The organism is Pseudomonas sp. zjy_15 (assembly GCF_043101865.1).
Classification (GTDB): Bacteria; Pseudomonadota; Gammaproteobacteria; order Pseudomonadales; family Pseudomonadaceae; genus Aquipseudomonas; species Aquipseudomonas putida_Y.
Genome location: NZ_JBICII010000055.1, coordinates 1 through 24,584 on the forward strand (window position 1 = coordinate 1; position 24,584 = coordinate 24,584).

Genomic DNA, 24,584 nt, shown 5'->3' on the forward strand with positions numbered 1-24,584 from the left:
CGGCTGTGCCGAACCACCGTACGTATGTAGGAGCGGGTTTACCCGCGAATACGGTAGCGCCGGCAACGGTGAACGGCGGGTGGAGATTGGCCCGCAGGTCGGGCCCTTTCGCAGGCAAGCCCGCTTGCTGTGTTACCAGTCCAACCGCAAGCGGCTCTCGAAGTAGCGCTCTTCGCCACTCAGCGGGTCCTCGAAACGCAGGCTCTGCGCCAACAGTTTCAGCGGCCGCTGGTAGTCATCCTCTTCGTTGAGCAATTGCGGATAGAACGGGTCATTGCTGATCCCTGCCCCCAAGGCTGCCATGTGCACACGCAACTGATGGGTCTTGCCGGTCACTGGCGACAGCCCATAGCGCCATCGTTCACCGTTCTTCTCCAGCACCTCGGCCAGGGTTTCACTGTTGGCCTCACCCTCCACCTCATGCATGCGGAAAAATGGCTCGCCATGCACCAGGCGGCTTTTGTGCACCAGCGGAAAGGCATGCTGCGGCATCGCAGCGGCAATGGCCTGATAACGCTTGTCGATACGCCGCTCGGGGAACAGCCGCTGGTAGGCGCTGCGGCTGTGCGGGTTGGCGGAGAACAGCACAAGCCCCGCGGTGTGCCGGTCGATGCGGTGCAATGGCACCAGGTGCGGGTTATCCAGGCGACGGATCAGGCGGCGCAACAAGGTCTGCTCGACGTATTCACCGGTCGGTGTCACCGGCAGGAAATGCGGTTTATCGGCCACCACCAGGTGCTCGTCCACATGCAGCACCACCTCCTGCACCGGGATCGGCCGTTCGTTCGGCACCTCGCGAAAGTAATGCAAACGCATGCCACGCTTGTAAGGCAGATCGGCGGCAACTGCCTGCCCCTCGGCATCCAGCACTCGGCCACGGGCAAAACGGTCAAGCCACTGGGCGCGGTCGATGGCCTTGAAATGGTCACACAAACAATCGAGCACCGTCACCCAGTTACCAGGTGGCAGGCACACCGTACTGGCTTGCTGGCGGGCAGGGTCGAAAGGCGTGATCATGGCTGGGCTCGAGACGTTCATGGCCGCGCATTATCGCCCAAGCCCGCCCCCTCAACCAGCCCGGGCCATCGCCTCGCAGCGTTCCTTCAGCCAGCGCAGCACCTGCACCGGCTCCCAGCGCCCAGGGTCGTAGAGTGCATATAGCAACCCCTGATAGCCCACCACATCCAGTCCTCGGTGGTAACCGGCCCGCTGGAACAAGGCCTCGATCTCGGCGAAGCAGGTGTTGAAGTGGACTTTGCCGAACGGCGTGCAGTCGCCGGTCACCAGGCCTTCGAGGCGCAGTTCCAGAACGGCGTCAGCCACCCGCTCCACGGGCATGCGGTTGACGCTGTACTTGAGTTGCTCGACATTGAGCATGGCTTTACCTCGATACTGTATTTATATACAGCATACGAACATCCCCTTGCTGCCGTCAATGCGCTTCATTGCAGACCCACCAGGTAGCCGCTGCCTTTGCGCAGGGTCAGCACCTGCCTGCGCGGCGTGCCGCGCGTCACCGACAGATGCACCCATTTGTCGAATTCCAGGATCAACTGATCGAAGGGCACCGCACTTTCGCTGATGCGCCGGGCGGTCTCGCGCGGGCTGACCTCGATCACCGTGAAGTCCGCCGCCAGCCCTTGCACGTGCTGGCTGCCGGAGGCGCCACCGATCAACTGATTGACCCTTTCACTGCGATACCCGCTGCTGATGATGACGGGCGCGTCGAACAATGCACGTACCTGTTCCAGCGCACAGCACAGCAACTGCAGGTTGGCCCTGGCTTCGAGGGGCGGTGCATTATCGAACCCGTCCCGGGCAGCGAGCTGGGAGACGGTCATTTCATCGAAGGTGAAATGTGGAGTGATCAACATGGCGAGCTATTCCGATGATGGAGAAGGTTACCGGCGACGGTGCGCCTCCACCCGATCATCAGCTCGCTTCACAGATCATGGAGCAGGGTTGCAACTCCTCTGCAGCCATCATTGCCCAAGAAAGGCCACCACTTGTTCGGTATCGAACGGCCAGTGCAGCTCGGCGCCGTTGTCACAGCGCCTCAGCACCGGAATGATCAGGCCATAACGCTCGAACAAAAGCTCGTTCTCGGCGATGTCGACCAGCTCTACCAGCAGGCCATGATCGACGAGAGGCATCAACACGGCCTCGGCCACTTCGCACAGGTGGCAGCCGAGGGTACCGAACAGTTGACATTCAGGCAGCATGGGGCAGGTCCCGGGTTGGCGTACACAGAAGCCTATTCTAGGCCCGCTACGCCCACCCTGCACCTGACCTGGCTCAATCCTGGCTGGTAGCACCGATTCGGTGCAGCGACAGGTCCGCGCCCTGGAACTCCTGCTCATGGCTCAAGCGAAGGCCATGCAGCGCACGAATTGCTCCGTACACGGCAAAGCCACCAGCCAAGGCCACCAGCACACCCATCAGGCTGCCCAGCAGCTGGCTGACCAGGCTGACACCGCCCATGCCACCCAACGCCACCTGGCCGAACACACCGCAGGCGATGCCCCCCCACACGCCACACAGGCCATGCAACGGCCACACACCCAGGACATCGTCGATTTTCCAGCGATTTTGCGCTGCGGTGAAGGTCCAGACAAACAGAGCCCCCGCCACCAGGCCGGTGACCAGCGCTCCAACCGGGTGCATCAGATCGGAACCTGCGCAGATCGCCACCAGCCCGGCCAGCGGGCCGTTATGCAGGAAGCCCGGGTCGTTGCGCCCGGCCAGCAACGCTGACAGGGTCCCCCCCACCATGGCCATCAGCGAGTTGATCGCCACCAGGCCGCTGACGCCCTGCAAGGTCTGAGCACTCATGACGTTGAACCCGAACCAGCCGATGATGAGGATCCACGAGCCCAGCGCCAGAAAGGGAATGCTCGACGGCGCGAACGCCACCAAGCGGCCATCGCGGTAACGCCCACGGCGCGCTCCTAACAGCAGTACCGCCGCCAGCGCCAGCCAGCCCCCCATGGCATGTACCACGACAGACCCGGCAAAGTCATGGAACGGTGCGCCGAAGCGTACCTGCAGCCAAGCCTGCACGCCCAGGTTGCCGTTCCACACCACACCCTCGAAGAACGGATAGACGAACGCCACGATCAACGCCGTGGCGCACAACTGCGGCACGAATCGCGCCCGCTCGGCGATGCCCCCGGAAATGATCGCCGGAATCGCCGCCGCAAAGGTCAGCAGGAAGAAGCACTTGACCAGCGCATAGCCATGGTCGACAGCCAGCGTCGTCGCCGGCTGGAAGAAGTTGACCCCATAGGCGATCCAGTAGCCTATAAAGAAGTAAACCAGCGCCGAGATGGCAAAGTCGCTGAGGATCTTCGACAAGGCGTTGACCTGGTTCTTGTGGCGCACCGTGCCCACTTCAAGAAACGCAAAGCCGGCATGCATGGCCAGCACCAGAATGGCGCCCATGAGAATGAACAGGGTATTGGAACCGTGGACCAGAGAGTCCATAGCGCTGTGCATGTTTTCCATGAAATAGGCAGACCTGCTGAAAAAGGCACCAGGACAGTTCAAGAACCTGCATCCCTGCACCGAAACGGTGCCAGCCCCTACCCTGTTCAGGTGAGCGGGGTGAAGCCTGCGTGGTTTTTTCTTGGGTTTGTCGTGGATTGGGTTAAGGTTTATCGGTATCCGCTGCGTGGGCGCCCTGAATCGGCGCAAAACCGGTCACAGGCGCTCCGCAACGTGGCAAAGACTTAGCAAGGCCCATACCAGCACCCGCACTTGAACCTTCAATGCGTGCTGTCACTCGAACTACCAACACTCATCGACAGGGAGAGACCCATGGCCAGCAAATCGGCAAAGAATGCACAAGAGATATTGATGGCTGACTTCCAGGCCTTGGTGCGCGACACCGAGAAGCTGCTGGCCGACACCGCCAACCTGGCCGGCGACCAGGCCGACGAATTGCGCGAGCAGATTCACGAGCGCCTGGCCCAGGCCCGCGAAACCCTGCAGCTGACCCAGGACTCGGTACGAGAACGCGGTCAGGCGGCGCTGGGCAGCGCCGAGCAGTACGTGCAGGAAAACCCGTGGCAGGCGATCGGCATCGCGGCCGGTGTCGGCCTGTTGATCGGTCTGCTGGCCAACCGGCGCTAAGGGGAACCCATGGAGAATGACGCCAACGGCGCCGGCGCTTCGGGCAAGCGCCTGGGCGCAGCCATGCTGGGGCTGCTGCACAGTCACATCGAGCTGTTCGGTATAGAGTTACAGGAGCAGAAGGGCCGCACCTTGAGCCTGCTGCTGTTCGCTGGCCTGGCGCTGGTGTTCGCCCTGCTGCTGCTGACCGCACTGTCCGGGCTGCTGCTGGTGCTGCTGTGGGACAGCTATCGACTGACCGGTATCATTGGCCTGTGCGTGTTCTATGGCATTGCCGCACTGTACTGTGCCATGCGCCTGAAGGCGGCGGTGTTCGACGAATCATCGCCCTTCGGCGCCACCCTCGAAGAACTTGCCAAGGACAGGGAGCGCCTGTTGCCATGAGCCTGCCAGAACTGCCAAACACGCGTAACCCGCGCGAACTGCGCAAGGCGCTGCTGCGCCTGCGCATGGAGATGCACCGCCAGGAAATCCGCCATGAGTCCGGGCAGTTGCTTGAACCACTGCGCCGCGTGCGCGGTATGGGCAGCTCGTTACATGAAGGCCTGGGTATCAAGCATGCGCCACTGTGGGGCATCGGCGCCGTGGTGGCGCTGGGCTTTCTCACCGGCAAGGGCGTACGCAGCGGCAACCTGACGCGCCTGGTACGGTTGGGCAGCACCCTGCTGCCGCTGGTACGCCTGTACCTGCAAGGCAGCCGCCGCCCCTGACCAGTGCGCGTCCCGGCAGCACAATGCCCTTGCTGCGGGTTATGCTGCTGCCTTCAAACTACAGGAGAACGCGCCTTGGACTGGCACACCTTGCTTACCCGCGAACGGCTGGGCAAAGCCCTGTACAGCGCCGATGAACTCGGGCGCAGCCCCTTCCACAAAGACCATGACCGCATCATTTTCTCCGGCGCCTTCCGCCGCCTCGGCCGCAAGACCCAGGTGCACCCGGTGTCGAGCAACGACCATATCCATACGCGCCTGACTCATTCGCTGGAAGTCAGCTGCGTCGGCCGCTCGCTGGGCATGCGCGTCGGCGAAACCCTGCGCGACAACCTGCCGGACTGGTGCGCCCCCAGTGACCTGGGGATGATCGTGCAGTCAGCCTGCCTGGCCCACGACATCGGTAACCCGCCATTCGGCCACTCCGGCGAGGACGCCATTCGCCATTGGTTCCAGCAGGCCGCCGGGCGTGGCTGGCTGGACGACATGAGCGATGACGAGCGGGCCGACTTTCTCAACTTCGAAGGCAATGCCCAAGGCTTTCGCGTGCTCACCCAACTGGAATACCACCAGTTCGATGGGGGGACGCGGCTGACCTATGCCACCCTCGGCACCTACCTCAAGTACCCTTGGAGCGCCCGCCATGCCGACGCCCTGGGCTACAAGAAACACAAGTTCGGCAGCTATCAGAGCGAACTGCCCCTGCTCGAACAGATCGCCCGCAAGCTCGGCCTGCCGCAGCTGGAACACCAGCGCTGGGCGCGCCACCCACTGGTGTATCTGATGGAGGCTGCCGATGACATCTGCTACGCGCTGATCGACCTGGAAGACGGCCTGGAAATGGAGCTGCTGCAATACGCCGAAGTCGAAGCGCTGTTGCTCGATCTGGTCGGCGATGACCTGCCAGAAACCTACCGCCAGCTCGGCCCACGCGACTCCCGCCGACGCAAACTGGCCATCCTGCGCGGCAAGGCCATCGAACACCTGACCAACGCCGCCGCCCACGCCTTCGTCGAACAACAGCAGGCGTTGCTGGCCGGGCAACTGGCGGGCGACCTGGTGGAACACATGCATGGCCCAGCCAAACGCTGCGTACTGCAAGCCAAGGACATGGCACGCAACAAGATCTTCCAGGACAAGCGCAAGACCCTGCACGAAATCGGCGCCTACACCACCCTGGAGATTCTGCTGAACACGTTCTGCGGTGCAGCCCTGGAACAGCACGGTGGACGTACGCCATCGTTCAAGAGTCGCAGGGTGCTGGACCTGATCGGCAACAATGCACCAGACCCGCATGCCTCGTTGCACAGCGCCTTCCTGCGCATGATCGACTTCATCGCCGGCATGACCGACAGCTATGCCAGCGAAATGGCCCGGGAGATGACCGGGCGCTCCAGCCCGACCTGAAACGCGTAGGTGCAGCGCGGGCCAGGCCAGACGCTGCACCACACTTGCAGGAAACTTCCTACACCAACGGGGGCCAGACTAAACAGCACGAATAAAAACTAATGAAAAGTTACCAAAATCGCTTTGACATCTAGTTAAACGCGCCTATTACGTAGTCTATTTTGTTTTATCCTGTAAGCCGTTTCCCATATGAGCCTAACAGCCATTCCTCGCACGCCCGAGGACTTCCAACTGCGATAAGGTGCCTTCTGTCACCCTCAATCGATCGCAGGGAAGTTGAACATGCACTCCATATTTATCGTTGACGACCACCCGGTCATTCGCCTGGCCGTCCGTATGTTGCTGGAAAACCAGAATTACAAGATTGTCGGCGAGTCGGACAACGGCGTAGACGCCATGCAGATGATCCGCGAGAGCAACCCCGACCTGGTCATCCTGGACATCAGCATCCCCAAGCTAGACGGCCTGGAGGTGCTGGCCCGCTTTCAGAGCATGGCCCTGCCCTTGAAGGTTCTGGTATTGACTGCACAGTCCCCGGCATTGTTTGCGGTACGTTGCATGCACTCGGGCGCAGCAGGTTATGTCTGCAAGCAGGAAGACCTGAGTGAACTGCTCAGCGCAATAAAGGCCGTACTGGCCGGTTATAACTACTTCCCCAGCCAGGCAATAAAAAACAACCAGGCGACCGACAGTGACCTGCAACTTTTCCGCCAGGTAAATGACCGCGAACTGATGGTACTTCAACTCTTCGCCCAAGGCCGCAGCAACAAGGAAATTGCCAAGGGCATGTTCCTCAGCAGCAAGACTGTCAGTACCTACAAGAAACGCCTCATGCACAAGCTGCAAGTCAATACGCTGGTCGACCTGATCGAGATGGCCAAGCGCAACGCGCTGGTCTAACGTGGTCATGGCCCGATCTATCAATCGTCTGCTGCTCGCCCTGCTGCTGTTCAGCGGCGCAGCACAGGCCAGCCACCGCGAAGCCGCTTCCTTTACGTTGATCGCGCGCTCATCGGCCCGACCGGTCCAGCCCGTGCTCACGTCCGAACAACGACAATGGCTCGAAGACCGTCAGGAACTGGTGCTGGGCACCTCGGCACCCGACTATCCGCCGTTCGACATCACCGGTGGCGGCAACGACTACCAGGGCCTGACCGCCGAATATGCAAGCCTGATCGGCAAGGCCTTGCAGTTACCAGTGAGGGTGCTGCGTTTCTCCAGCCGGCAGGCAGCAGTGGAGGCGCTACGACACGGCGATATCGACCTGCTGGGCAGCGCCAATGGCTACGAAGCGGCCAGTGACGGCCTGGTACTGTCGCAGCCCTACGCCGTCGACCAGCCCGTACTGGTAACGCGTGAAGACGAGAACCGGGCGCTGGACATGGACCTTGCCGGCATGCGCCTGAGCATGCTCTACCACTATTTGCCCAGACAGGAAGTCCTCAGCGTCTACCCAAAGGCCGACCTACTGGCCTTCGGTTCTTCCAGCCAGGCACTGAATGCCGTCGCGTTCGGCCAGGCCGACGTGTTCATCGGCGATACCATCTCCACGCACTATCAGCTCAACCGCGGCCATCTGCCCGGCCTGCGCATGGCCAACTTCGGCAAGCACGAGGCCATCGGCTTCGGTTTTGCCTTGCGCCAGCAAGATACCGTGCTGCTGGACCTGGTGAACTCCATCCTGGACAGGCAGAGCCCGGCCATACGCTCCAGTATCTTCAAACGCTGGAGTGCTGGCAGCGACCTGCTGCTGAGCGATCGCCAACTGCAGTTGAGCGAGGCCGAGCAACAGTGGTTGCAGAAGCATCCCGTGATGCGGGTGGCGGCAGATGACGCGGCTGCGCCTCTTTCCTATTTCGATGATTCGGGGCATTTCCGAGGCATCACCGCCGACCTGCTGGAGCTCATTCGCCTGCGCACCGGGTTGCGTTTCGAAGTGCAGCGCGCCAATGGCATTGCCGACATGGTCGCCCGCCTCAAGGATGGCCGGGCTGATGTCATCGCCGCACTGGCCAGTGCCGGGAAAGCAGGGGACGATCTGCAAATCAGCCGCCCCTACCTCGAAAGCGCCTATGTGCTGGTGAACCGCAAGGGCAACAACACACTGAGTTCACTGGAGCAGTTGCAGGGGCATCGCATCGCCATTACCCGCTACAGCACCCTGAACGCCATGCTGTCCCGGGACTATCCAAAGATAAGCTGGGTCGAGACCGAAAGTGCGTTCTACGCCATGGCGTTGCTCAACAGCGGGGCCGTCGATGCGGTGATCACCACCCTGATCGACGCCAACCACGCCTTGGCCAGCAACCCCGAGTTGGTCATCCGCACCTCGGTCGACAGCGAACCCGCCAACTTCGCCATGGCCACCACAGCCCCGTCACCGGCGCTGTTGTCTATCCTCGACAAGGCTTTGCTGAGCATCTCACCGGAGGAGCTGGGGATAATCAACAACCGCTGGCGCGGCTTTGGCAGGCATGAGGATGACAACACCAAAGGCTACAGCCGGCTTGCCCTGCAGGTGGTGCTGGCCACGGCCGTACTTCTGCTGCTGGCCTTGCTCTGGAATGCCCGCCTGCGCCTGCAGATTCGCCAACGCCAGCGCGCCGAACGCGCGCTGAACGACCAACTGGCATTCATGCGCGCCCTGCTCAACGGTACGCCCCACCCCATGTATGTGCGTGACCGCGAGGGTTGCCTGAAAAGTTGCAACTACAGCTACCTTGAAGCGGTGCAGGCCCGCTCCGATCAAGTGATCGGCAGAAAACTGAACGACAGCCTGTTTGCCGATTCCGAGCAGGCCCTGCAGATCCAGGCCGATTACCAGAAAGTCATGGCTGCTGGCTCGCCGCTGATCAAGGACCGTCCATTACGGATCAAGGGCCGGGACCTGACCATCTACCACTGGATCTTGCCGTACCGCGACTCCCTGGGTGAGGTGCAGGGGATCATCGGTGGCTGGATCGACATCAGCGAACGCCGCCAACTGGTCATGGAACTGCGCCAGGCCAAGCAGCAGGCCGACGATGCCAACCGCGCCAAGAGCACATTCCTGGCAACCATCAGCCACGAAATCCGTACCCCGATGAACGCCGTGATCGGCATGCTGGAACTGGCGGTAAAGCGCGCCGACCAGGGCCGGGTGGACCGCAGCGCGCTGGAACTGGCGCACCATTCGGCCAAAGACCTGCTAGGCCTGATCGGTGACATTCTCGACATCGTACGCATCGAGTCCGGGCACTTGTCCCTGGCCCCGGAGGTGGTCGACCTGGCGGCGCTGGTCGAATCGGTGGGGCGCATGTTCGATGGCCAGGCGCGGCAGAAAGGCCTGGCCCTGGAGGTGCAGATAGCCCCGGCCGCACGCTGCCATGTCCTGCTTGACCCGCTGCGCTTCAAGCAGGTGCTGTCCAACCTGGTGAGCAATGCCATCAAGTTCACCGAGCATGGTCAGGTGCGCATCTGCGTCGGCTTGCTGGATGATGGTACCAGCACACCGGCAGTACTGGAGCTGGAGGTGCGCGACAGTGGCATTGGCATCCACCCCGATGACCTGCAGCGCCTGTTCAACCCGTTCATCCAGGCCAACCCGCACAGCCAGGGCGCCCGTGCAGGTACCGGGCTGGGCCTGGCCATCTGCCGCAACCTGTGCGAAATGATGGGCGGCAGCCTGACCATGAAAAGCCTGGAGGATGTCGGTACCCAGGTACGCCTGAAGATGCCGCTGCAACGGGTTGATGGCGCAGCGCAGCCGACACCGCTGCCCGAGCAGCTCGACGTGCCCGACCCACGGCTGAACGTGCTGGTCATTGATGACCACCCGGCCAACCTGCAACTGATGGCGCAACAACTTGGCTACCTGGGCCTGGAGCACGCCAGCGCCCGCGATGGGCGAGAAGGCCTGGCCGCCTGGCGCACAGGCGAGTTCGATGTACTGGTACTCGACTGCAACATGCCGCACATGAACGGTTACCAGCTGGCGACTGCCGTGCGCGCCGAAGAACGCCATGGCAAGCGGCCACGCTGCACCATCCTCGGCTATACCGCCAACGCACAGCCCGAAGTACGCCGCAAGTGCCTGACCGCCGGCATGGACGACTGCCTGCTCAAGCCCATCAGCCTGAGCACCCTCAGCCAGCGCCTGGCTGGCATTCGCCCGCGCCGCCAGCGCCGCCCCCGCCGCAGGCTGTACCAGCTGGACGGCCTGGCCGCCGTGGTCGGGCCTGACCCGGTCGACCGTCAGCGCTTCCTGGAAGCCTTGCATCAGAGCCTTCAGGCCGACCTGGCCAGCCTGATGGCGCTGCACCCGCAGCATGACAGCGGCGCCATTGCCGAGCAGGCCCACAAGGTGCTCAGCGCCGCGCGGATGCTGGAAGCCCCTGACCTGATGGCGGCCTGTGAAGCCCTCGAGGCCAGCGGCTTGTCCACTGCCCAGGTGCGCCTGCGGCGCCAGGCGCTGGCACGGCATATGTGCCGAGTGGAACGTGCGCTGGCCAAGGAATTGGCCACAAGCACAGACACTCAGGCAGGCAGCCAGCCATGTTAACTGGTAGACTGCGCGGCGTTATTACCTAAGAGGATTGTTTCATGGCCACAAACCGCTCCCGTCGTCTGCGCAAGAAGCTGTGTGTCGACGAGTTTCAGGAATTGGGCTTCGAGCTGAACCTGGAATTCAAGGAAGATCTGGACGACCAGGCAATCGATGCTTTCCTCGACGCGTTCCTGGAAGAAGCCATGGACGCCAACGGCCTGGATTATGTAGGCGGTGACGATTTCGGCCTGGTGTGCTCGGTCAAGCGCGGCTCGGTCAGCGAAGAACAGCGCGCTGCCGTTGAGGCCTGGCTGAAGGGCCGTGGCGAACTGACCAAGGTCGAAGTCAGCCCGCTGCTGGACGCCTGGTACCCGGAAAAGCCGATCAACAAGGCTGAGTGATACTTGTCAGCTTCGGGCTGAGAAGGTTGACTGCTGAAAAGGCCACCCCATTCGGGTGGCCTTTTTATTGACGATGCTTTTCCGTCGAACGTGACGCATCGCGGCTGCGCTTGGGGCATAATGCGTACTGTTTACGTCGTGGGGCCATCATCTCTTACAGCCCCAAAGCCCTTTTCCCTCGCCGCAGGGTATTCGCTCACTATGATCAAAATGCTTCGTCCCCTCGTTCTTGCCGGCCTGCTGTTGCCGCTTGCCTTGCCCAGCCACGCCGCCGTCAATACCACCCTGCCTGCCAAAGTGCAGCAGGCGCTCAAGGCCAACAAACTGCAGGACACAGCGCTGTCGCTGGTGATGCTGCCGCTGGACGGCCCCGGCACCCCGACCGTATTCAATGCCGATGTGTCGGTGAACCCGGCGTCGACCATGAAACTGGTTACCACCTACGCCGCCCTCGAGCTGCTTGGCCCGACCTTCCAGTGGAAAACCGAGTTCTACACTGACGGCACCCTGAACAACGGCGTGCTTAACGGCAACCTCTACCTTAAAGGTGGCGGTGACCCCAAACTGAACATGGAAAAGCTGTGGCTGCTGATGCGTGACCTGCGCGCCAATGGCGTGCGCACCGTCACCGGTGACCTGGTGCTGGACCGCAGCCACTTCGTGCAACCCAACCTGCCGCAGTTCAACGACGACGGCGGTGATGAGAACAAGCCGTTCCTGGTCAAGCCCGACTCGCTGCTGGTCAACCTCAAGGCCCTGCGTTTCGTGGCCCGCAATGACGGTGGCAAAGTCACCGTCGCAGTCGAGCCGCCTATTGCCCGCATCCGCATCGACAACCAGGTCAAGGCGGTAGCCTCGAAGAAATGCACCGGTGATGTGCGCTACAACCCGGTGCCTCAGGCCGACGGCATCAGTGTAACGGTCAGCGGCCAACTGGGTGACGGCTGCAACTCGCAAACCTATCTGTCACTGCTCGACCACCCAACCTACGCCGCCGGTGCCGTGCGCGCGATCTGGAGCGAACTGGGCGGCAACATCCAGGGCGGCGACCGCATCGAGAATGTGCCCAAGAGCGCTCGCCTGCTGGCCCGCGCCTTCTCGCCCGACCTGGTGGAAGTGATCCGCGACATCAACAAGTACAGCAACAACACCATGGCCCGGCAGCTGTTCCTGAGCCTTGGCGCGCAGTTCCGCACCGATGCCGATGGCGACGACGCCCGTGCTGCCCAACGCGTGGTACGCCAATGGCTGGCGAAAAAGGGCATTACCGCGCCGCATCTGGTGATGGAAAACGGCTCTGGCCTGTCGCGTGCCGAACGGGTCAGTACCCGGGAAATGGCCGAGATGCTCAAAGCCGCCTGGAAGAGCCCTTACGCGGCCGAGTTCATGAGCTCGATGCCGCTGGTGGGCATGGACGGCACGATGCGCAAGCGTCTCAAGCGCACTGCGATGACCGGTGAAGGCCATATCAAGACCGGCACACTGAACACTGTGCGTGCGATTGCCGGCTTCAGCCGTGACCGCAACGGGCATACCTGGGCGGTGGCGGCGATCCTCAACGACCCGAAACCGTGGGGAGCCTCGCAGGTGCTGGACCAGGTGTTGCTTGACCTGTATCGCCAGCCGAAGCTGGCTGGCAGCACAGCGTCCAACTGACTCCACCGGCATTACCCGGGCCGGCTTCCGCGGTCGACGCGGGAGCGGCCTTGCGTCGCGCAAGGGCCGCAAAGCGGCCCCTACGCCGACCGCGCGCACTGTTTTATACCGGCTCTCCCTCCACCCGGTCCCGGCCGGCCTGTTTGGCCGCATACACGCCGGCATCGGCGCGCAACAGCAAGGCATCGGCGCCCTCGCCCGACCGCCACTGCGCCACACCAAAGCTCGCGGTCACCTGGCCCACACCTTCCACCGGCACATTGCGCACCCCTTGCCACAACTCCAACGCCAGCAGCCGCGCCTGGTCGACATCACTGCCCGGGCAAAGCACCATGAACTCTTCCCCGCCCAAGCGGCAGAACACATCGGTACGGCGTAGACGCTGACCGATGCGCTGGCACAGGCTGCGCAGCACCCGGTCGCCGACGGCATGACCAAAACGGTCGTTGATGCGCTTGAAGTGATCGATGTCGAGCATGATCACCGACAGTGCCAAGCCATCGCGCTGGGCCCGTTCCAGTTCGATCTTGAGCCGCTCCTGGAAGTAGCGACGGTTATGGATTCCGGTCAGCGAGTCGGTGACCGACAGCGCCCGCAACTCTTCCTCCACGCCCTTCAGGTCGGAGATGTCTGTCAGGTAGCCATGCCACAGGGTGCAGCCCTGCTCGCCCACTTCCGGCGTTGCCTCGCCACGCACCCAGCGCAGCCCCGCCCGTGGCAGGCAGACACGATACTCCTCGCGCCAGGGTGACAGGTGTTCGGCCGAATAGCGCACCGAGCGGCGCACACGCTCCAGGTCATCAGGGTGGATACGTTCGAACACCGCCGCGGCATCCTCACGCAACTGCATCAGGTCGACCTCGTAAATGTCATACAGGCCCATGCTGGCGTATGGAAAGCACGAATGGCCATTGGCGTCCAGGCGGTATTGGTAGATGCCGCCCGGCACCTCGGCGCTGAGCTTTTCCAGCAACCGGTCACGTGCAGCCAACGCCTCATGCACCCGGCACCGCTCGGTAACGTCAATGCAGATGGCCAGGTAGCCAACCCACAACCCCTGTTCGTCGAGCATGGCAGTCACCAGCATGTTGGCGACCAGCTGGCTGCCATCGGCACGTAGCAAGGTCCACTCGCCGGGCTCGGCCCCGTGCGCCTGCACCGTTTCAGCGAACATCGCCTGGCCGCCAGCAATGGCGCGGCCAAAGCGCAAGCTCAAGGCCTGGGCACGCAGGTTGAGCTCCTCCGGCAGTACCAGGTCTTCAAGGCGCAACCGGCCGATCGCTTCGCTGGCCGCGTAACCGAGCATGCGTTCGGCACCGGCGTTGAACGTGCTGACCACCCCTTTGAGGTTGGTGGCGATGATCGCCACCTGGGTCGCGGCATCCAGCACACTGCGCAGTTGGTTGTGGGTGCCACGCAACGACTGCTCGCTGACCTGCAACTCTGCAGTACGCTGCGCCACCAGGGCCAGGGCGCGCTGATGCTGGCTGAACAGGCTGTAGAGCAGCACGCTGAGCAACAGGCTCAACAATCCGCCCAACAAACCGACCGCCAGCACTGCCGAGGAGCGGTTCCACTGCACGAACGCCTGGCTCGGTTGAATGCTCAGCTGGAAATGGTGATCGGCCAGGCGCAACAACTGATTGCTGGCCAGGGCCAAGGGCGCGACCGGATTTTGCGAATCGAACATCACGACCGGGCCTTGTAACCCAGACGGGTCCGTGATGCGCACGACAAGGTTGTCATCAGCCGCGACCGGCCGACCGTCGCCGACCAGCTCGCGCATGCTCAGCAAGGCCACCACATAACCGGCTGCCGCACCGCGAGGATCGGCATCGGAAAATACCGGCGCCACCATCAGCAGGCCGCGCTCTGCCGAGCGGGAATCGAACAGGGCCAATGGCTCGGACACCGCCATGCTGCCCGGCCCCAGCGCCCGCGCCAGGGCCGCCTGGGGCCCGCTTTGACCAGCGAGGTCCAGGCCATAAGGCAACCCAGGCCGTTCGCCCGATTGGGTATAGAGCACCGGAAAGTAATGGTCGCGCTGCGACGCCGGGCGCCATTGGCCTTGCGCGTCCTGGTCACGGATCACATAGCCTGGGCCGGTATGGGCACTGGCCAGACGCTCGAATTCGGCGCGTTGCACAGCCTCGACGCGGGGCGCCCAGGCATAGGCCAGGGTGCGTTGCAGCAATGGCCGAGCATAGCCTTCGAATTCGCGCGGGGTGATTTCGTTGGAAAAGCTGAAAAACCGCCGAAGCCCATCCAGGCGCTGCTGCTGTTCGTCAAAGCGCTCGGCAATACGGCTGAAGCGCTCGCTGGCCAGCAACTCGAAGCGCTGGCGCAGCTGCTGCTTGTAGAAGGTGTGCGCGGCAAATGCCAAGACAGCGGTCAACAAGCCGCCGGCCACCAGTGCGATCAGCGCCATCACCCAGGCGGACGCCCTCTCTGTGCACAAGCCAAGCAACCGCGCACGCACGCCACACTTTGACATACACCCATCTCGTCACGTCAGCGTCCTGCGGATTATCTTGCCCTGCCCTCAGTTATAGCTATTGGCCATTAGCCGCGCAATGTACCTCGTCGCCTCACCGAAGCTGCATACGCCAGGCGCGATGGATACGGTTATTACGGGCGAAGTCCGGGTCCAGGGTCTGGGCGCTGATTTCTTCTACCACGTACCGCGCCATCAGGTGTTCGTCCAACTGGAACTTGCGGAAGTTGTTGGAGAAATACAGCACGCCACCCGGCGCCAGACGGGCCATGGCCAGGTCCAGCAGTTGCACATGATCACGCTGCACGTCGAATACGCCTTCCATACGCTTGGAGTTGGAGAAGGTTGGCGGGTCGATGAAGATCAGGTCGTAGCTGTCACGGTTGCCTTCCAGCCAGGCCATTACATCGCTCTGCTCCAGGCGGTTGCGCTCGGAATAGCCATTGAGCGCCAGGTTGCGCCGTGCCCAGTCCAGGTAGGTTTTCGACAGGTCGACGCTGGTGGTGCTGCGCGCACCGCCCTTGGCCGCGTGCACGGTGGCCGTGGCGGTGTAGCAGAACAGGTTGAGGAAGCGCTTGCCAGCGGCCTCGCGCTGGATGCGCATACGCATCGGGCGGTGGTCGAGGAACAGGCCGGTATCCAGGTAGTCGGTGAGGTTGACCAGCAGCTTGACGCCACCTTCGTTCACCTCCTGGAAGCGGCCCTCGGTAGCCTGACGTTCGTACTGGCGCGTACCGCTTTGCCGCTCGCGACGCTTGAGCACTACACGCTGCGGCGAAATGCCCAGCGCCTGCGGGATGGCCGCCAGTGCATCGAGCAGACGCGCCTGAGCCTTGTCCGGGTCGACCGAACGTGGCGCGGCGTATTCCTGCACGTGTACCCAGTCCTGGTACAGGTCGACCGCCAAGGCATATTCGGGCATGTCGGCATCGTACAGGCGGTAGCAGTCGACCTGCTCGCGACGGGCCCACTTGCCCAGTTGCTTGAGGTTCTTCTGCAGGCGGTTGGCGAACATCTGCGCCCCTTCCGACAGCCGCGCTGGCTCACTGGCCTGCGGCGCCTGCTGACGGGTTTCGGTGCCTTCAGGCTGCGCTTCGCGGCGTTCACCCGTGACGAACTGGTCAGGCTGCACCTTGAACAGCAGTAGCTTGCATGGCAATGCGCCGTTCCAGAACGCGTACTGCTTGTGGCTACGAATGCCCATGCGCTTGCCCAGTTGCGGCGCGCCGGTGAATACCGCTGCTTCCCAGCCCATGCAGGCCTGGCGCAGGCGCTCGCCCAGATTCTGGTAGAGGTACAGCAGGCTGGCTTCGTCACCCAGACGCTCACCGTAGGGCGGGTTGCTGATGACCAGGCCTTTCTGGTTCTGGTCCGGGCGTGGCTCGAAGGTGCTGACTTCGCCTTGGTAGATCTTCACCCAGTCGCCCAAGCCGGCACGCTCGACGTTGTTGCGACCCGGCTGGATCAGCCGCGGGTCAGCCTCGTAGCCACGGATCCACAGCGGTGGCTTGGCCAGGCCGGCCTGCGCGCGCGCCTGAGCCTCGTCATGCACCTTGCGCCACAGCGCCGGCACATGGCCGAGCCAGGCGCTGAAGCCCCAGCGTTCGCGCTTGAGGTTGGGGGCGATATCGGCGGCGATCATCGCGGCCTCGACCAGGAAGGTACCCACACCGCACATCGGGTCGGCCAGGGCACCACCTTCGGCCGCGATACGCGGCCAGCCAGCACGGATCAGCACCGCTGCCGCCAGGTTTTCCTTCAGCGGCGCGGCACCTTGCTGCAGGCGGTAGCCACGCTGGTGCAGGCTGTGCCCGGACAGGTCGAGGGACAGAATGGCCTCGCCGCGGTCCAGGCGCAGGTGCACACGCACGTCAGGGTCGATCTTTTCCACGGACGGGCGCAGACCTTCACGGTTACGCAGCTTGTCGACGATGGCATCCTTGACCTTCAGCGCACCGAAGTGGGTATTGTCGATGCCGGAGCCATGGCCGCTGAACTCCACAGCCAGGGTGCCGTCGGCTGCCAGGTGGTCGGCCCAGTCAACCGCGTGCACACCGTCGTAAAGGTCGTCGGCGTTCTTCATCGAGAAGCGCTTGAGCACCAGCAATACGCGGTTGGCCAGCCGCGACCAGACACACAGGCGGTAGGCAGTTTCCATGTCGGCGGCGCCGCGAATGGCCGAGGTGTGCTCGCGCACCTCGTCAAGGCCGAGGCTTTTGGCCTCTTCGGCGAGCAGGCTTTCAAGGCCTTTGGGACAGGTGAGGTAAAGTTCGAAACGGTCCGACATGAGTATTCCAGCGCCTTGGGCTATTTGACTGACGGGGCGACGCATCGCCCCGCGATGTTTGCCCGTACACCTTTCCAGCAGGCGTGCGGGTGGCCTTCTGCGGCACACAACGTGCGGCAGAAAAGCCGGGCCGCCTGACCGATCCGTGCTTGGCCCAGTGGCAAAGACAGCTTAGATCATCAGGCAGTACGAGAAATTCTGGCGATCTGCGGGCCGATGTGACCCTTCGTCGCATTTCAAATTATTTCTGTCATCCGCATCAACGCTGGCGAAATGACGTCAAAGAACGGCAAAACCCGATCAATACGGGGCTAAACAGCAAACAAGGTTGAGTCGCATTTATTTACTTATCCCCTCACCCTTGGAAAGGTTACGTGCTTATGACAAATCGGTCATTCACACCGTGACTCGCATTCGATAGAACTGGTCTCAGGCCACTTCGCAACGAGGCGGCACTTTCAGCTCGCCACGCCGGCAGCGAGCGCAAACCGGCAGAACGACTCTGCCCGGCCTCGGAGAGGCCGACGGGACATTACAGTCAACAAGTGAGGGCAACACCCTATGAGAAGACTTAAGCGTGATCCGTTGGAAAGAGCATATTCACGTGGTTACCAATACGGGGTCACCGGCAAATCCCGCGAACTTTGCCCCTTCAATCTTCCTTCTGTTCGCCAAGCCTGGATCAACGGCTGGCGTGAAGGTCGCGGTGATAACTGGGACGGAATGACTGGCACCGCTGGCATCCATAGACTCAACGAAAATCACGCCGTTGGCTGAACGAGGACACTGAATTCGATTTACCATGCACGCCCCATCCGGGCGGCGGGCGAAGGCCCAGGGGCCCCTTGAAGGGGCCCTTTTTTATGCCTTGGCAAATCTCATCAGCTGTACCCACACTGTCCCTGCTGGGGCGGGCTTGTCAGGTCACCGCGGCATTGCCGCGATAGCATCCACCGCTTCGCGAATCAGCGCCGGCCCCTTGTAAATGAAGCCCGAGTAGATCTGCACCAGGCTCGCCCCGGCCGCGATCTTATCGGCAGCATGGCGGCCTTCGGTAATGCCACCGGCGGCAATGATCGGCAACTTGCCGCCCAGCTCACCTGCCAGCACCTTGACGATATGAGTGCTTTTCTCCAGCACCGGTGCGCCCGAGAGGCCACCCGCCTCGCCACCGTACGGCAATGTTTCGACACCTTCACGGCCCAGCGTGGTGTTGGTGGCGATCACCGCATCCATGCCCGACTCCATCAGCGCGGCGGCCACCAGCGCCGTTTCTTCGTCGCTCATGTCCGGCGCAATCTTGATTGCCAGCGGCACGCGCTTGCCATGTGTACCGGCCAGTTGCTCGCGGCGCTCGGCCAGGGCGTCGAGCAACTGCTTGAGCGAGTCCCCGAACTGCAGGCTGCGCAGGCCCGGGGTATTTGGCGAGCTGACATTGACCGTGATGTAGCTGGCGGCGGTGTAGACCTTGTCCAGGCAGATCAGGTAGTCATCGACGGCACGCTCGACCGGTGTATCGAAGTTCTTGCCGATGTTGATGCCCAGCACCCCCTTGTAGCGCGAAGCGCGTACACGCTCGAGCAGGTGATCAACGCCCAGGTTGTTGAAGCCCATGCGGTTGATGATGGCCGTGGCTTCCGGCAGACGGAACAACCGCGGCTTGGGGTTGCCAGGCTGCGGACGCGGGGTGACAGTGCCGATTTCGACAAAACCGAAGCCCAACTGGGCGAAGCCGTCGATGGCCGCGCCGTTCTTGTCCAGGCCGGCTGCGAGCCCCACCGGGTTGGCGAAGTTCAAGCCCATGACCGAAACCGGCAATGACGCCGGTTGCTTGCACAGCATGCCGTTGAGGCCCATACGGCCACCGGCGCCGATCAGGTCCAGGGACAGGTCGTGGGAAGTTTCCGGGGAAAGCTTGAACAGCAGCTGGCGGGCCAGGGTATACATGGGCGGGCAAGGCTCAGGGTGAGTGAGGGGGCGATTATAGCCAGCGAGGAGCTGGCAGGACAGCAAATCGTGGAGCGCTTGGCACATCGGTTGCACCCTTTCAGCCCACAGCCTTATCAGTAAGGGCGAGGACTCTTGTGAACACTGTACCCCGAGCAACGCCCCTGGCCTGGGTCAACGGCAGCGACGCGCCGGAAAAAACCAGCCTGAACATCGGCTACATGGCCCTGACCGACTGCGCCTCGGTAGTGGTCGCCGCCACCCAGGGCTTCGCCCAGCAGCACGGCCTTACCCTCAACCTCAAGCGCCAAGGCTCGTGGGCCGGGCTGCGCGACAAGCTGGTCAGCGGCGAACTGGACGCCGCGCACTGCCTGTATGGCCTGGTCTACGCCGTGCACCTGGGCATTGGCGGCGTACCTGCCAACGACATGGCCGTGCTCATGGGGCTGAACCAGAACGCCCAGGCTATCAACCTGTCCCCTGCCCTGCAGCGCAAGGGCGTGACCAACCCTGAGGCACTGGCACGCCTGGTGCACCAGCATGGCGCGCGCCTGACGTTCGCCCAGACCTTCCCCACCGGCACCCACGCCATGTGGCTGTATTACTGGCTGGCCAGCCAGGGCATCCACCCGCTGCGCGACGTCGACAGCGTCGTGGTGCCACCGGCGCAGATGGCTGCACACCTTCAAGCCGGGCGCATTGACGGCTTCTGCGTCGGTGAGCCCTGGGCCGCCGACGCCGTGGCCACAGGCCAAGGCTTCACCCTGGCCACCAGCCAGTCGATCTGGCCGGATCACCCGGAAAAGGTCCTGGCCTGCACACGCGCCTTTGCCGGGCAATATCCCAACAGCGCCCGTGCGCTGATCAAGGCGATCCTCACCGCCAGCCGGTTCATCGAGCAAAGCCCGGAAAACCGCCGCAGCACCGCGCAACTGCTGAGCGCAAGCGCCTACCTGGACACCCCGCTGGACAGCATAGCCCCCCGCCTGCTCGGCCACTATGAGGATGGCCTGGGCAATGAGTGGCAAGACCCACACGCCCTGCGCCTGTTCGACCAAGGCCGGGCCAACCTGCCCTACCTGTCCGACGGCATGTGGTTCATGACCCAGTTCCGCCGCTGGGGCCTGCTGCGCGAAGACCCCGACTACCTCGGCGTGGCCCGGCAGGTCCAGCAACTGCAGTTGTACAGCGAGGCCGCACAGAGCCTGGGCATCGCTTGCCCGGACCAACCGATGCGCAGCAGCCTGCTGATCGATGGCTCCCGCTGGGACGGCAGCGACCCCTTCGGCTATGCCCGCAGTTTCAGCTTGCATGCCTTGGGCGACCTGCCCGATGCCCGTGTCGGCGCGTGAGGGGGGGGGACGAACATGTTGCGCATCCTGCTGATCGACGATACCCAGAGCAAGCTTGGTCGTCTCAGGGCGGCGTTGAGTGAGGCCGGCTTCGAGGTCATCGAAGCCCCGGACCTGACCATCGACCTTCCCGCCTGCGTCGAAACGGTGCGCCCGGACGTGGTGCTGATCGATACCGACTCACCAGACCGCGATGTGATGGAACAGGTGGTGCTGGTCAGCCGTGACCAGCCCAGGCCCATCGTGTTGTTCACCGACGAGCACGACCCCGGGATGATGCGCCAGGCGATTCAGGCAGGGGTCAGCGCCTATATCGTCGAGGGCATCCACGCTGCGCGGCTGCAGCCGATCCTGGATGTGGCCATGGCCCGCTTCGAAAGCGACCAGGCACTCAAGGCGCAGCTGCTGGCGCGCGATCAGCAATTGGCCGAACGCAAGCGCATCGAGCAGGCCAAGGGATTGCTGATGAAGATGAAGGATTGCAACGAAGAGCAGGCCTATACCCTGATGCGTCGCCAGGCCATGAGCCGGCAGCAGAAGCTGATCCAGGTGGCCGAACAGATCATTGCCATGCATGAGATGCTCGGCTGACGCGCCGAAAATCTCTTGCCGGCCGCGCCAGAAGTTGGCCCATCTCTTGCTCGACAAATCGTACCGGTAGCCAACGGCGGTTACCCCACTTGAATCCCGACAAAGACGTCGCTCGCCCCTCCACCTCGTGGAGCGGGTGGCGACGTCTTTTTCGTTCCGTTGTACTACCGAGTGAGGTGTTCGATGAGTACCAGCTTCTGGAAATCCGGGCATGTGCCCACGCTGTTCGCCGCGTTTCTGTACTTCGACCTCAGCTTCATGGTCTGGTACCTGCTGGGCCCGCTGGCGGTGCAGATTGCTGCCGACCTGCAACTGAGCGCACAACAACGGGGCCTGATGGTCGCCACGCCGATCCTGGCCGGGGCGCTCCTGCGGTTTGCCATGGGCGTTCTGGTCGACCGCCTGTCGCCCAAGACTGCCGGCCTGATCGCCCAGGTGGTGGTTATCGTCGCCTTGGCTGCGGCCTGGCACCTTGGCGTGCACAGCTATGAACAGGCACTGCTGCTAGGCGTGTTCCTGGGCTTTGCCGGTGCTTCCTTCGCCGTCTCGCTGCCGCTGGCCTCGCAGTGGTACCCGCCACAGCACCAGGGCAAGGCCATGGGCATCGCCGGCGCGGGCAACTCCGGCACGGTGTTCGCTGCCTTGCTGGCACCGGCACTGGCAGCGGCCTTTGGCTGGAACAATGTATTCGGCTTTGCCTTGATCCCGCTGTCACTGGCGCTGGTGGTGTTCGCCCTGCTGGCGCGCAATGCCCCACAACGGCCCAAGCCGAAAGCCATGGCCGACTACCTCAAGGCACTGGGCGACCGTGACAGCTGGTGGTTCATGTTCTTCTACAGCGTCACCTTCGGCGGCTTCATCGGCCTGGCCAGCGCCCTGCCCGGCTACTTCAGCGACCAATACGGCCTGAGCCCGGTCACCGCCGGCTACTACACCGCCGCTTGCGTGTTCGCCGGCAGCCTGATGCGCCCGCTCGGCGGCGCCCTGGCTGACCGTTTTGGCGGCATCCGCACCCTGCTGGGCATGTACGGCGTGGCCGCCATCTGCATTGCCGCAGTCGGTTTCAACCTGCCCTCTGCCGCGACCGCACTGGCGCTGTTCGTCAGCGCCATGCTCGGCCTGGGGGCGGGCAATGGCGCGGTATTCCAACTGGTACCGCAACGCTTCCGCCAAGAGATCGGGGTAATGACCGGCCTGATCGGCATGGCCGGCGGCATCGGCGGCTTCCTGTTGGCGGCCGGGCTGGGCACCATCAAACAGCACACCGGTGACTACCAGATGGGGTTGTGGCTGTTCGCCAGCCTGGGCCTGCTGGCCTGGTTCGGCCTGCACGGTGTGAAACAGCGCTGGCGCACCACCTGGGGCTCGACTGCAGTCACCGCAGCGCGGGTCTGAGGCACGCCGATGAGTCTGCAACTGAGCTTTGCCCAGGCCAGCGCCACCGGGCCGCGCGAGGAAAACCAGGACGCCCTGCGCCTGGTCACGCCGGCACCAGAGCTGGCCGCCAGCAAAGGCTACCTGTTCGCCTTGGCCGACGGCGTCAGCCAATGTGCCGATGGCGGCCTCGCGGCGCGGGCCAGCCTGCAGGCACTGGCCCTGGATTACTACGCCACCCCGGCCACCTGGAGCGTGGCCCAGGCCCTCGACCGCCTGCTGCTGGCGCAGAACCGCTGGTTGCGCGCCCAGGGCAGCGGCCAGCCGTTGCTGACCACGCTTAGCGCGCTGGTGTTGCGCGGCAGGCGCTTTACCCTGGCCCATGTCGGCGACTGCCGGGTGTACCGCTGGCACGAGGGGCACCTGCAATGCCTGAGCGAAGACCATGTATGGGACCAACCGGGCATGCAGCATGTACTGAAACGGGCGCTGGGCCTGGACCAGCACCTGCTGGTGGATTACCTGGAGGGCGAGCTGCAAGCGGGCGAGTGCTTCCTGCTGCTCAGCGACGGGGTCTGGGCCAGCCTGGGCGAACAACACATACAGGCCGTGCTGCGCGAGCAAACTGACCTGCAACTGGCCGCCGACACCTTGGTGGCCAGCGCCCACTTCAACGGTAGCAAGGACAACGCCAGCGCCTTGCTGGTGCAAGTCGAACAACTGGGCACGGCCAACCTGGGCGATACCCTGGCGCAACTGCAACAGTGGCCAGTGCCCGGCCCCCTGCGCGAGGGCCAGGTGATCGACGGCTGGCAGGTCGAAACACTGCACGCGCACAGCCGCCAGTCCTTGCTGTACAAAGTACGCGATAGCAAGACCCAGCCTTGGCTGCTCAAGACCCTCCCCACTGCACGCGAACAGGAGCCGGGGGCGGCCCAAGGGCTGTTGCTGGAAGAGTGGTTTCTGCGCCGCATCGCCGGCCGGCACTTCCCCGAGCTACACACCGCCAGTCAGCGCCAGCACCTGTACTACGTAATGCGCGAATATCCCGGCCAAAACCTGGCGGCGTTACTGGCCGAACAAGGCCCGCTGCCCCTGCCGCAATGGCTGGAGGTCGCCCGGCAACTGCTGCAGGCAGTCGGCGTGCTGCATCGGCGCAACTTGCTGCACCGCGATATCAAGCCAGACAACCTGCACCTGGGCCGCGATGGGCAACTGCGCCTGCTGGACTTCGGCCTGGCCTATTGCCCGGGCCTGTCCGAAGACCCGCTGCACGAGCTGCCCGGCACGCCCTCGTACATCGCCCCGGAAGCATTCGATGGCCACCCGCCCAGCCCGCGTCAGGACTTGTATGCAGTCGGCGTAACCCTGTACCACCTGCTGACCGGACACTACCCGTACGGCGAGGTCGAGGCCTTTCAGCGCCCGCGCTTCGGCCAGCCGGTCAACGCCGCGCGCTACCGACCCGACCTGCCGGAATGGCTGCAGCACAATCTGCTGCAGGCTGTGGCGAGCGACCCGGCGCAGCGCTTCGAAACCGCCGAACACTGGTTGCTGCTGCTCGAGCGCGGCGACCGCCAGGATCTGCCCAGCCGACCACGGCCGCTGCTGGAACGCGAGCCGCTGAAGGTGTGGCGCACCCTGGCCCTGCTGTCGTTGCTGATCAACCTGATACTGCTGTTCACCCTGCTCAAGGGCTGACCGCACCT

Annotated in this window: 21 protein-coding genes; 13 read left to right on the forward strand and 8 right to left on the reverse strand. The window is 63.3% G+C overall.

What is annotated here, in order from left to right; genetic code table 11:
* Positions 1–132: 132 nt before the first annotated feature.
* From ACF8EF_RS10300 to ACF8EF_RS10320, 5 genes are all read right to left on the reverse strand, one after another.
* On the reverse strand, positions 133–1,017 hold the full coding sequence (locus ACF8EF_RS10300) for a pseudouridine synthase (RefSeq protein WP_392460972.1): 885 nt from the start codon (positions 1,015–1,017) through the stop codon (positions 133–135).
* 51 nt (positions 1,018–1,068) lie between these two features.
* The gene (locus ACF8EF_RS10305; protein ID WP_103443928.1) at positions 1,069–1,377 is read right to left on the reverse strand and encodes a transcriptional regulator; all 309 of its coding nucleotides are present in this window, start codon (positions 1,375–1,377) and stop codon (positions 1,069–1,071) included.
* 65 nt (positions 1,378–1,442) lie between these two features.
* Positions 1,443–1,874: a D-Ala-D-Ala carboxypeptidase family metallohydrolase gene (locus tag ACF8EF_RS10310; protein ID WP_392460973.1), complete on the reverse strand. Its 432-nt coding sequence runs from the start codon at positions 1,872–1,874 to the stop codon at positions 1,443–1,445.
* A 108-nt stretch (positions 1,875–1,982) separates the two neighbouring features.
* On the reverse strand, positions 1,983–2,222 hold the full coding sequence (locus ACF8EF_RS10315; RefSeq protein WP_176684420.1) for a glutaredoxin family protein: 240 nt from the start codon (positions 2,220–2,222) through the stop codon (positions 1,983–1,985).
* Between the two features lie 73 nt (positions 2,223–2,295).
* Positions 2,296–3,504, reverse strand: a complete 1,209-nt coding sequence (locus ACF8EF_RS10320; protein ID WP_392460974.1) for an ammonium transporter — start codon at positions 3,502–3,504, stop codon at positions 2,296–2,298.
* 312 nt (positions 3,505–3,816) lie between these two features.
* Here ACF8EF_RS10320 and ACF8EF_RS10325 point away from each other — a divergent pair, with 312 nt between their 5' ends.
* The 8 genes from ACF8EF_RS10325 to dacB all read left to right on the forward strand — a co-directional run bounded on the left by ACF8EF_RS10325 (position 3,817) and on the right by dacB (position 12,830).
* Complete coding sequence (locus ACF8EF_RS10325) at positions 3,817–4,131, forward strand: YqjD family protein (RefSeq protein WP_021785453.1); 315 nt, start codon at positions 3,817–3,819, stop codon at positions 4,129–4,131.
* Positions 4,132–4,140: 9 nt separating this feature from the next.
* Entirely contained in the window at positions 4,141–4,515 is a 375-nt protein-coding gene (locus ACF8EF_RS10330; protein ID WP_392460975.1) for a phage holin family protein, read from the forward strand.
* Complete coding sequence (locus tag ACF8EF_RS10335; protein ID WP_014591805.1) at positions 4,512–4,841, forward strand: hypothetical protein; 330 nt, start codon at positions 4,512–4,514, stop codon at positions 4,839–4,841. The genes ACF8EF_RS10330 and ACF8EF_RS10335 overlap by 4 nt, the downstream gene beginning before the upstream one ends.
* A gap of 75 nt (positions 4,842–4,916) precedes the next feature.
* Entirely contained in the window at positions 4,917–6,248 is a 1,332-nt protein-coding gene (locus tag ACF8EF_RS10340; RefSeq protein ID WP_176684422.1) for a deoxyguanosinetriphosphate triphosphohydrolase, read from the forward strand.
* A gap of 282 nt (positions 6,249–6,530) precedes the next feature.
* The gene (locus tag ACF8EF_RS10345) at positions 6,531–7,148 is read left to right on the forward strand and encodes a response regulator transcription factor (RefSeq protein ID WP_176684423.1); all 618 of its coding nucleotides are present in this window, start codon (positions 6,531–6,533) and stop codon (positions 7,146–7,148) included.
* Positions 7,149–7,155: 7 nt separating this feature from the next.
* Positions 7,156–10,788 (forward strand): ATP-binding protein, encoded by a 3,633-nt coding sequence (locus ACF8EF_RS10350; protein ID WP_176684424.1) that lies wholly within the window; start codon positions 7,156–7,158, stop codon positions 10,786–10,788.
* Positions 10,789–10,829: 41 nt separating this feature from the next.
* Complete coding sequence (locus ACF8EF_RS10355; RefSeq protein ID WP_176684425.1) at positions 10,830–11,174, forward strand: YggL family protein; 345 nt, start codon at positions 10,830–10,832, stop codon at positions 11,172–11,174.
* 201 nt (positions 11,175–11,375) lie between these two features.
* Positions 11,376–12,830, forward strand: a complete 1,455-nt coding sequence (gene dacB, locus ACF8EF_RS10360) for a D-alanyl-D-alanine carboxypeptidase/D-alanyl-D-alanine-endopeptidase (protein ID WP_176684426.1) — start codon at positions 11,376–11,378, stop codon at positions 12,828–12,830.
* Between the two features lie 103 nt (positions 12,831–12,933).
* Here dacB and ACF8EF_RS10365 read toward each other — a convergent pair whose 3' ends face one another.
* Together ACF8EF_RS10365 and rlmKL are read right to left on the reverse strand one after the other, a co-directional pair.
* Positions 12,934–15,324 (reverse strand): diguanylate cyclase, encoded by a 2,391-nt coding sequence (locus ACF8EF_RS10365; RefSeq protein WP_392460976.1) that lies wholly within the window; start codon positions 15,322–15,324, stop codon positions 12,934–12,936.
* A 94-nt stretch (positions 15,325–15,418) separates the two neighbouring features.
* Positions 15,419–17,611 (reverse strand): bifunctional 23S rRNA (guanine(2069)-N(7))-methyltransferase RlmK/23S rRNA (guanine(2445)-N(2))-methyltransferase RlmL, encoded by a 2,193-nt coding sequence (gene rlmKL / locus ACF8EF_RS10370; RefSeq protein WP_209964590.1) that lies wholly within the window; start codon positions 17,609–17,611, stop codon positions 15,419–15,421.
* 561 nt (positions 17,612–18,172) lie between these two features.
* Here rlmKL and rmf point away from each other — a divergent pair.
* A complete protein-coding gene (rmf, locus tag ACF8EF_RS10375; protein ID WP_003248687.1) occupies positions 18,173–18,388 on the forward strand; it encodes a ribosome modulation factor in 216 nt (71 codons plus the stop codon).
* A gap of 147 nt (positions 18,389–18,535) precedes the next feature.
* Here the strand turns inward: rmf and ACF8EF_RS10380 are convergent, their stop codons facing one another.
* Positions 18,536–19,558, reverse strand: coding sequence for a quinone-dependent dihydroorotate dehydrogenase (locus ACF8EF_RS10380; RefSeq protein WP_176684429.1), 1,023 nt, complete (start codon positions 19,556–19,558; stop codon positions 18,536–18,538).
* A 137-nt stretch (positions 19,559–19,695) separates the two neighbouring features.
* On the opposite strand from ACF8EF_RS10380, the gene ACF8EF_RS10385 reads away from it, so the two are divergent.
* From ACF8EF_RS10385 to ACF8EF_RS10400, 4 genes are all read left to right on the forward strand, one after another.
* Positions 19,696–20,910, forward strand: coding sequence for a CmpA/NrtA family ABC transporter substrate-binding protein (locus tag ACF8EF_RS10385; protein ID WP_392460977.1), 1,215 nt, complete (start codon positions 19,696–19,698; stop codon positions 20,908–20,910).
* A gap of 15 nt (positions 20,911–20,925) precedes the next feature.
* Positions 20,926–21,501 (forward strand): ANTAR domain-containing response regulator, encoded by a 576-nt coding sequence (locus ACF8EF_RS10390; RefSeq protein ID WP_176684431.1) that lies wholly within the window; start codon positions 20,926–20,928, stop codon positions 21,499–21,501.
* 183 nt (positions 21,502–21,684) lie between these two features.
* Complete coding sequence (locus ACF8EF_RS10395) at positions 21,685–22,896, forward strand: nitrate/nitrite transporter (protein WP_392460978.1); 1,212 nt, start codon at positions 21,685–21,687, stop codon at positions 22,894–22,896.
* 9 nt (positions 22,897–22,905) lie between these two features.
* The gene (locus ACF8EF_RS10400) at positions 22,906–24,576 is read left to right on the forward strand and encodes a protein kinase (RefSeq protein WP_392460979.1); all 1,671 of its coding nucleotides are present in this window, start codon (positions 22,906–22,908) and stop codon (positions 24,574–24,576) included.
* Positions 24,577–24,584 lie beyond the last annotated feature (8 nt).

What these genes read in the sequence shown, in the direction of transcription:
- dacB (WP_176684426.1), top strand. Translation starts at nt 11,376, where the DNA reads ATGATCAAAATGCTTCGTCCCCTCGTTCTTGCCGGCCTGCTGTTGCCG.
- ACF8EF_RS10355 (WP_176684425.1), top strand. Translation starts at nt 10,830, where the DNA reads ATGGCCACAAACCGCTCCCGTCGTCTGCGCAAGAAGCTGTGTGTCGAC.
- ACF8EF_RS10325 (WP_021785453.1), top strand. Translation starts at nt 3,817, where the DNA reads ATGGCCAGCAAATCGGCAAAGAATGCACAAGAGATATTGATGGCTGAC.
- ACF8EF_RS10365 (WP_392460976.1), bottom strand. Translation starts at nt 15,324, where the DNA reads ATGTCAAAGTGTGGCGTGCGTGCGCGGTTGCTTGGCTTGTGCACAGAG.
- ACF8EF_RS10330 (WP_392460975.1), top strand. Translation starts at nt 4,141, where the DNA reads ATGGAGAATGACGCCAACGGCGCCGGCGCTTCGGGCAAGCGCCTGGGC.
- ACF8EF_RS10335 (WP_014591805.1), top strand. Translation starts at nt 4,512, where the DNA reads ATGAGCCTGCCAGAACTGCCAAACACGCGTAACCCGCGCGAACTGCGC.
- rlmKL (WP_209964590.1), bottom strand. Translation starts at nt 17,611, where the DNA reads ATGTCGGACCGTTTCGAACTTTACCTCACCTGTCCCAAAGGCCTTGAA.
- ACF8EF_RS10310 (WP_392460973.1), bottom strand. Translation starts at nt 1,874, where the DNA reads ATGTTGATCACTCCACATTTCACCTTCGATGAAATGACCGTCTCCCAG.
- ACF8EF_RS10345 (WP_176684423.1), top strand. Translation starts at nt 6,531, where the DNA reads ATGCACTCCATATTTATCGTTGACGACCACCCGGTCATTCGCCTGGCC.
- ACF8EF_RS10305 (WP_103443928.1), bottom strand. Translation starts at nt 1,377, where the DNA reads ATGCTCAATGTCGAGCAACTCAAGTACAGCGTCAACCGCATGCCCGTG.
- ACF8EF_RS10395 (WP_392460978.1), top strand. Translation starts at nt 21,685, where the DNA reads ATGAGTACCAGCTTCTGGAAATCCGGGCATGTGCCCACGCTGTTCGCC.
- ACF8EF_RS10390 (WP_176684431.1), top strand. Translation starts at nt 20,926, where the DNA reads ATGTTGCGCATCCTGCTGATCGACGATACCCAGAGCAAGCTTGGTCGT.
- ACF8EF_RS10380 (WP_176684429.1), bottom strand. Translation starts at nt 19,558, where the DNA reads ATGTATACCCTGGCCCGCCAGCTGCTGTTCAAGCTTTCCCCGGAAACT.
- rmf (WP_003248687.1), top strand. Translation starts at nt 18,173, where the DNA reads ATGAGAAGACTTAAGCGTGATCCGTTGGAAAGAGCATATTCACGTGGT.
- ACF8EF_RS10300 (WP_392460972.1), bottom strand. Translation starts at nt 1,017, where the DNA reads ATGATCACGCCTTTCGACCCTGCCCGCCAGCAAGCCAGTACGGTGTGC.
- ACF8EF_RS10315 (WP_176684420.1), bottom strand. Translation starts at nt 2,222, where the DNA reads ATGCTGCCTGAATGTCAACTGTTCGGTACCCTCGGCTGCCACCTGTGC.
- ACF8EF_RS10320 (WP_392460974.1), bottom strand. Translation starts at nt 3,504, where the DNA reads ATGGAAAACATGCACAGCGCTATGGACTCTCTGGTCCACGGTTCCAAT.
- ACF8EF_RS10400 (WP_392460979.1), top strand. Translation starts at nt 22,906, where the DNA reads ATGAGTCTGCAACTGAGCTTTGCCCAGGCCAGCGCCACCGGGCCGCGC.
- ACF8EF_RS10350 (WP_176684424.1), top strand. Translation starts at nt 7,156, where the DNA reads ATGGCCCGATCTATCAATCGTCTGCTGCTCGCCCTGCTGCTGTTCAGC.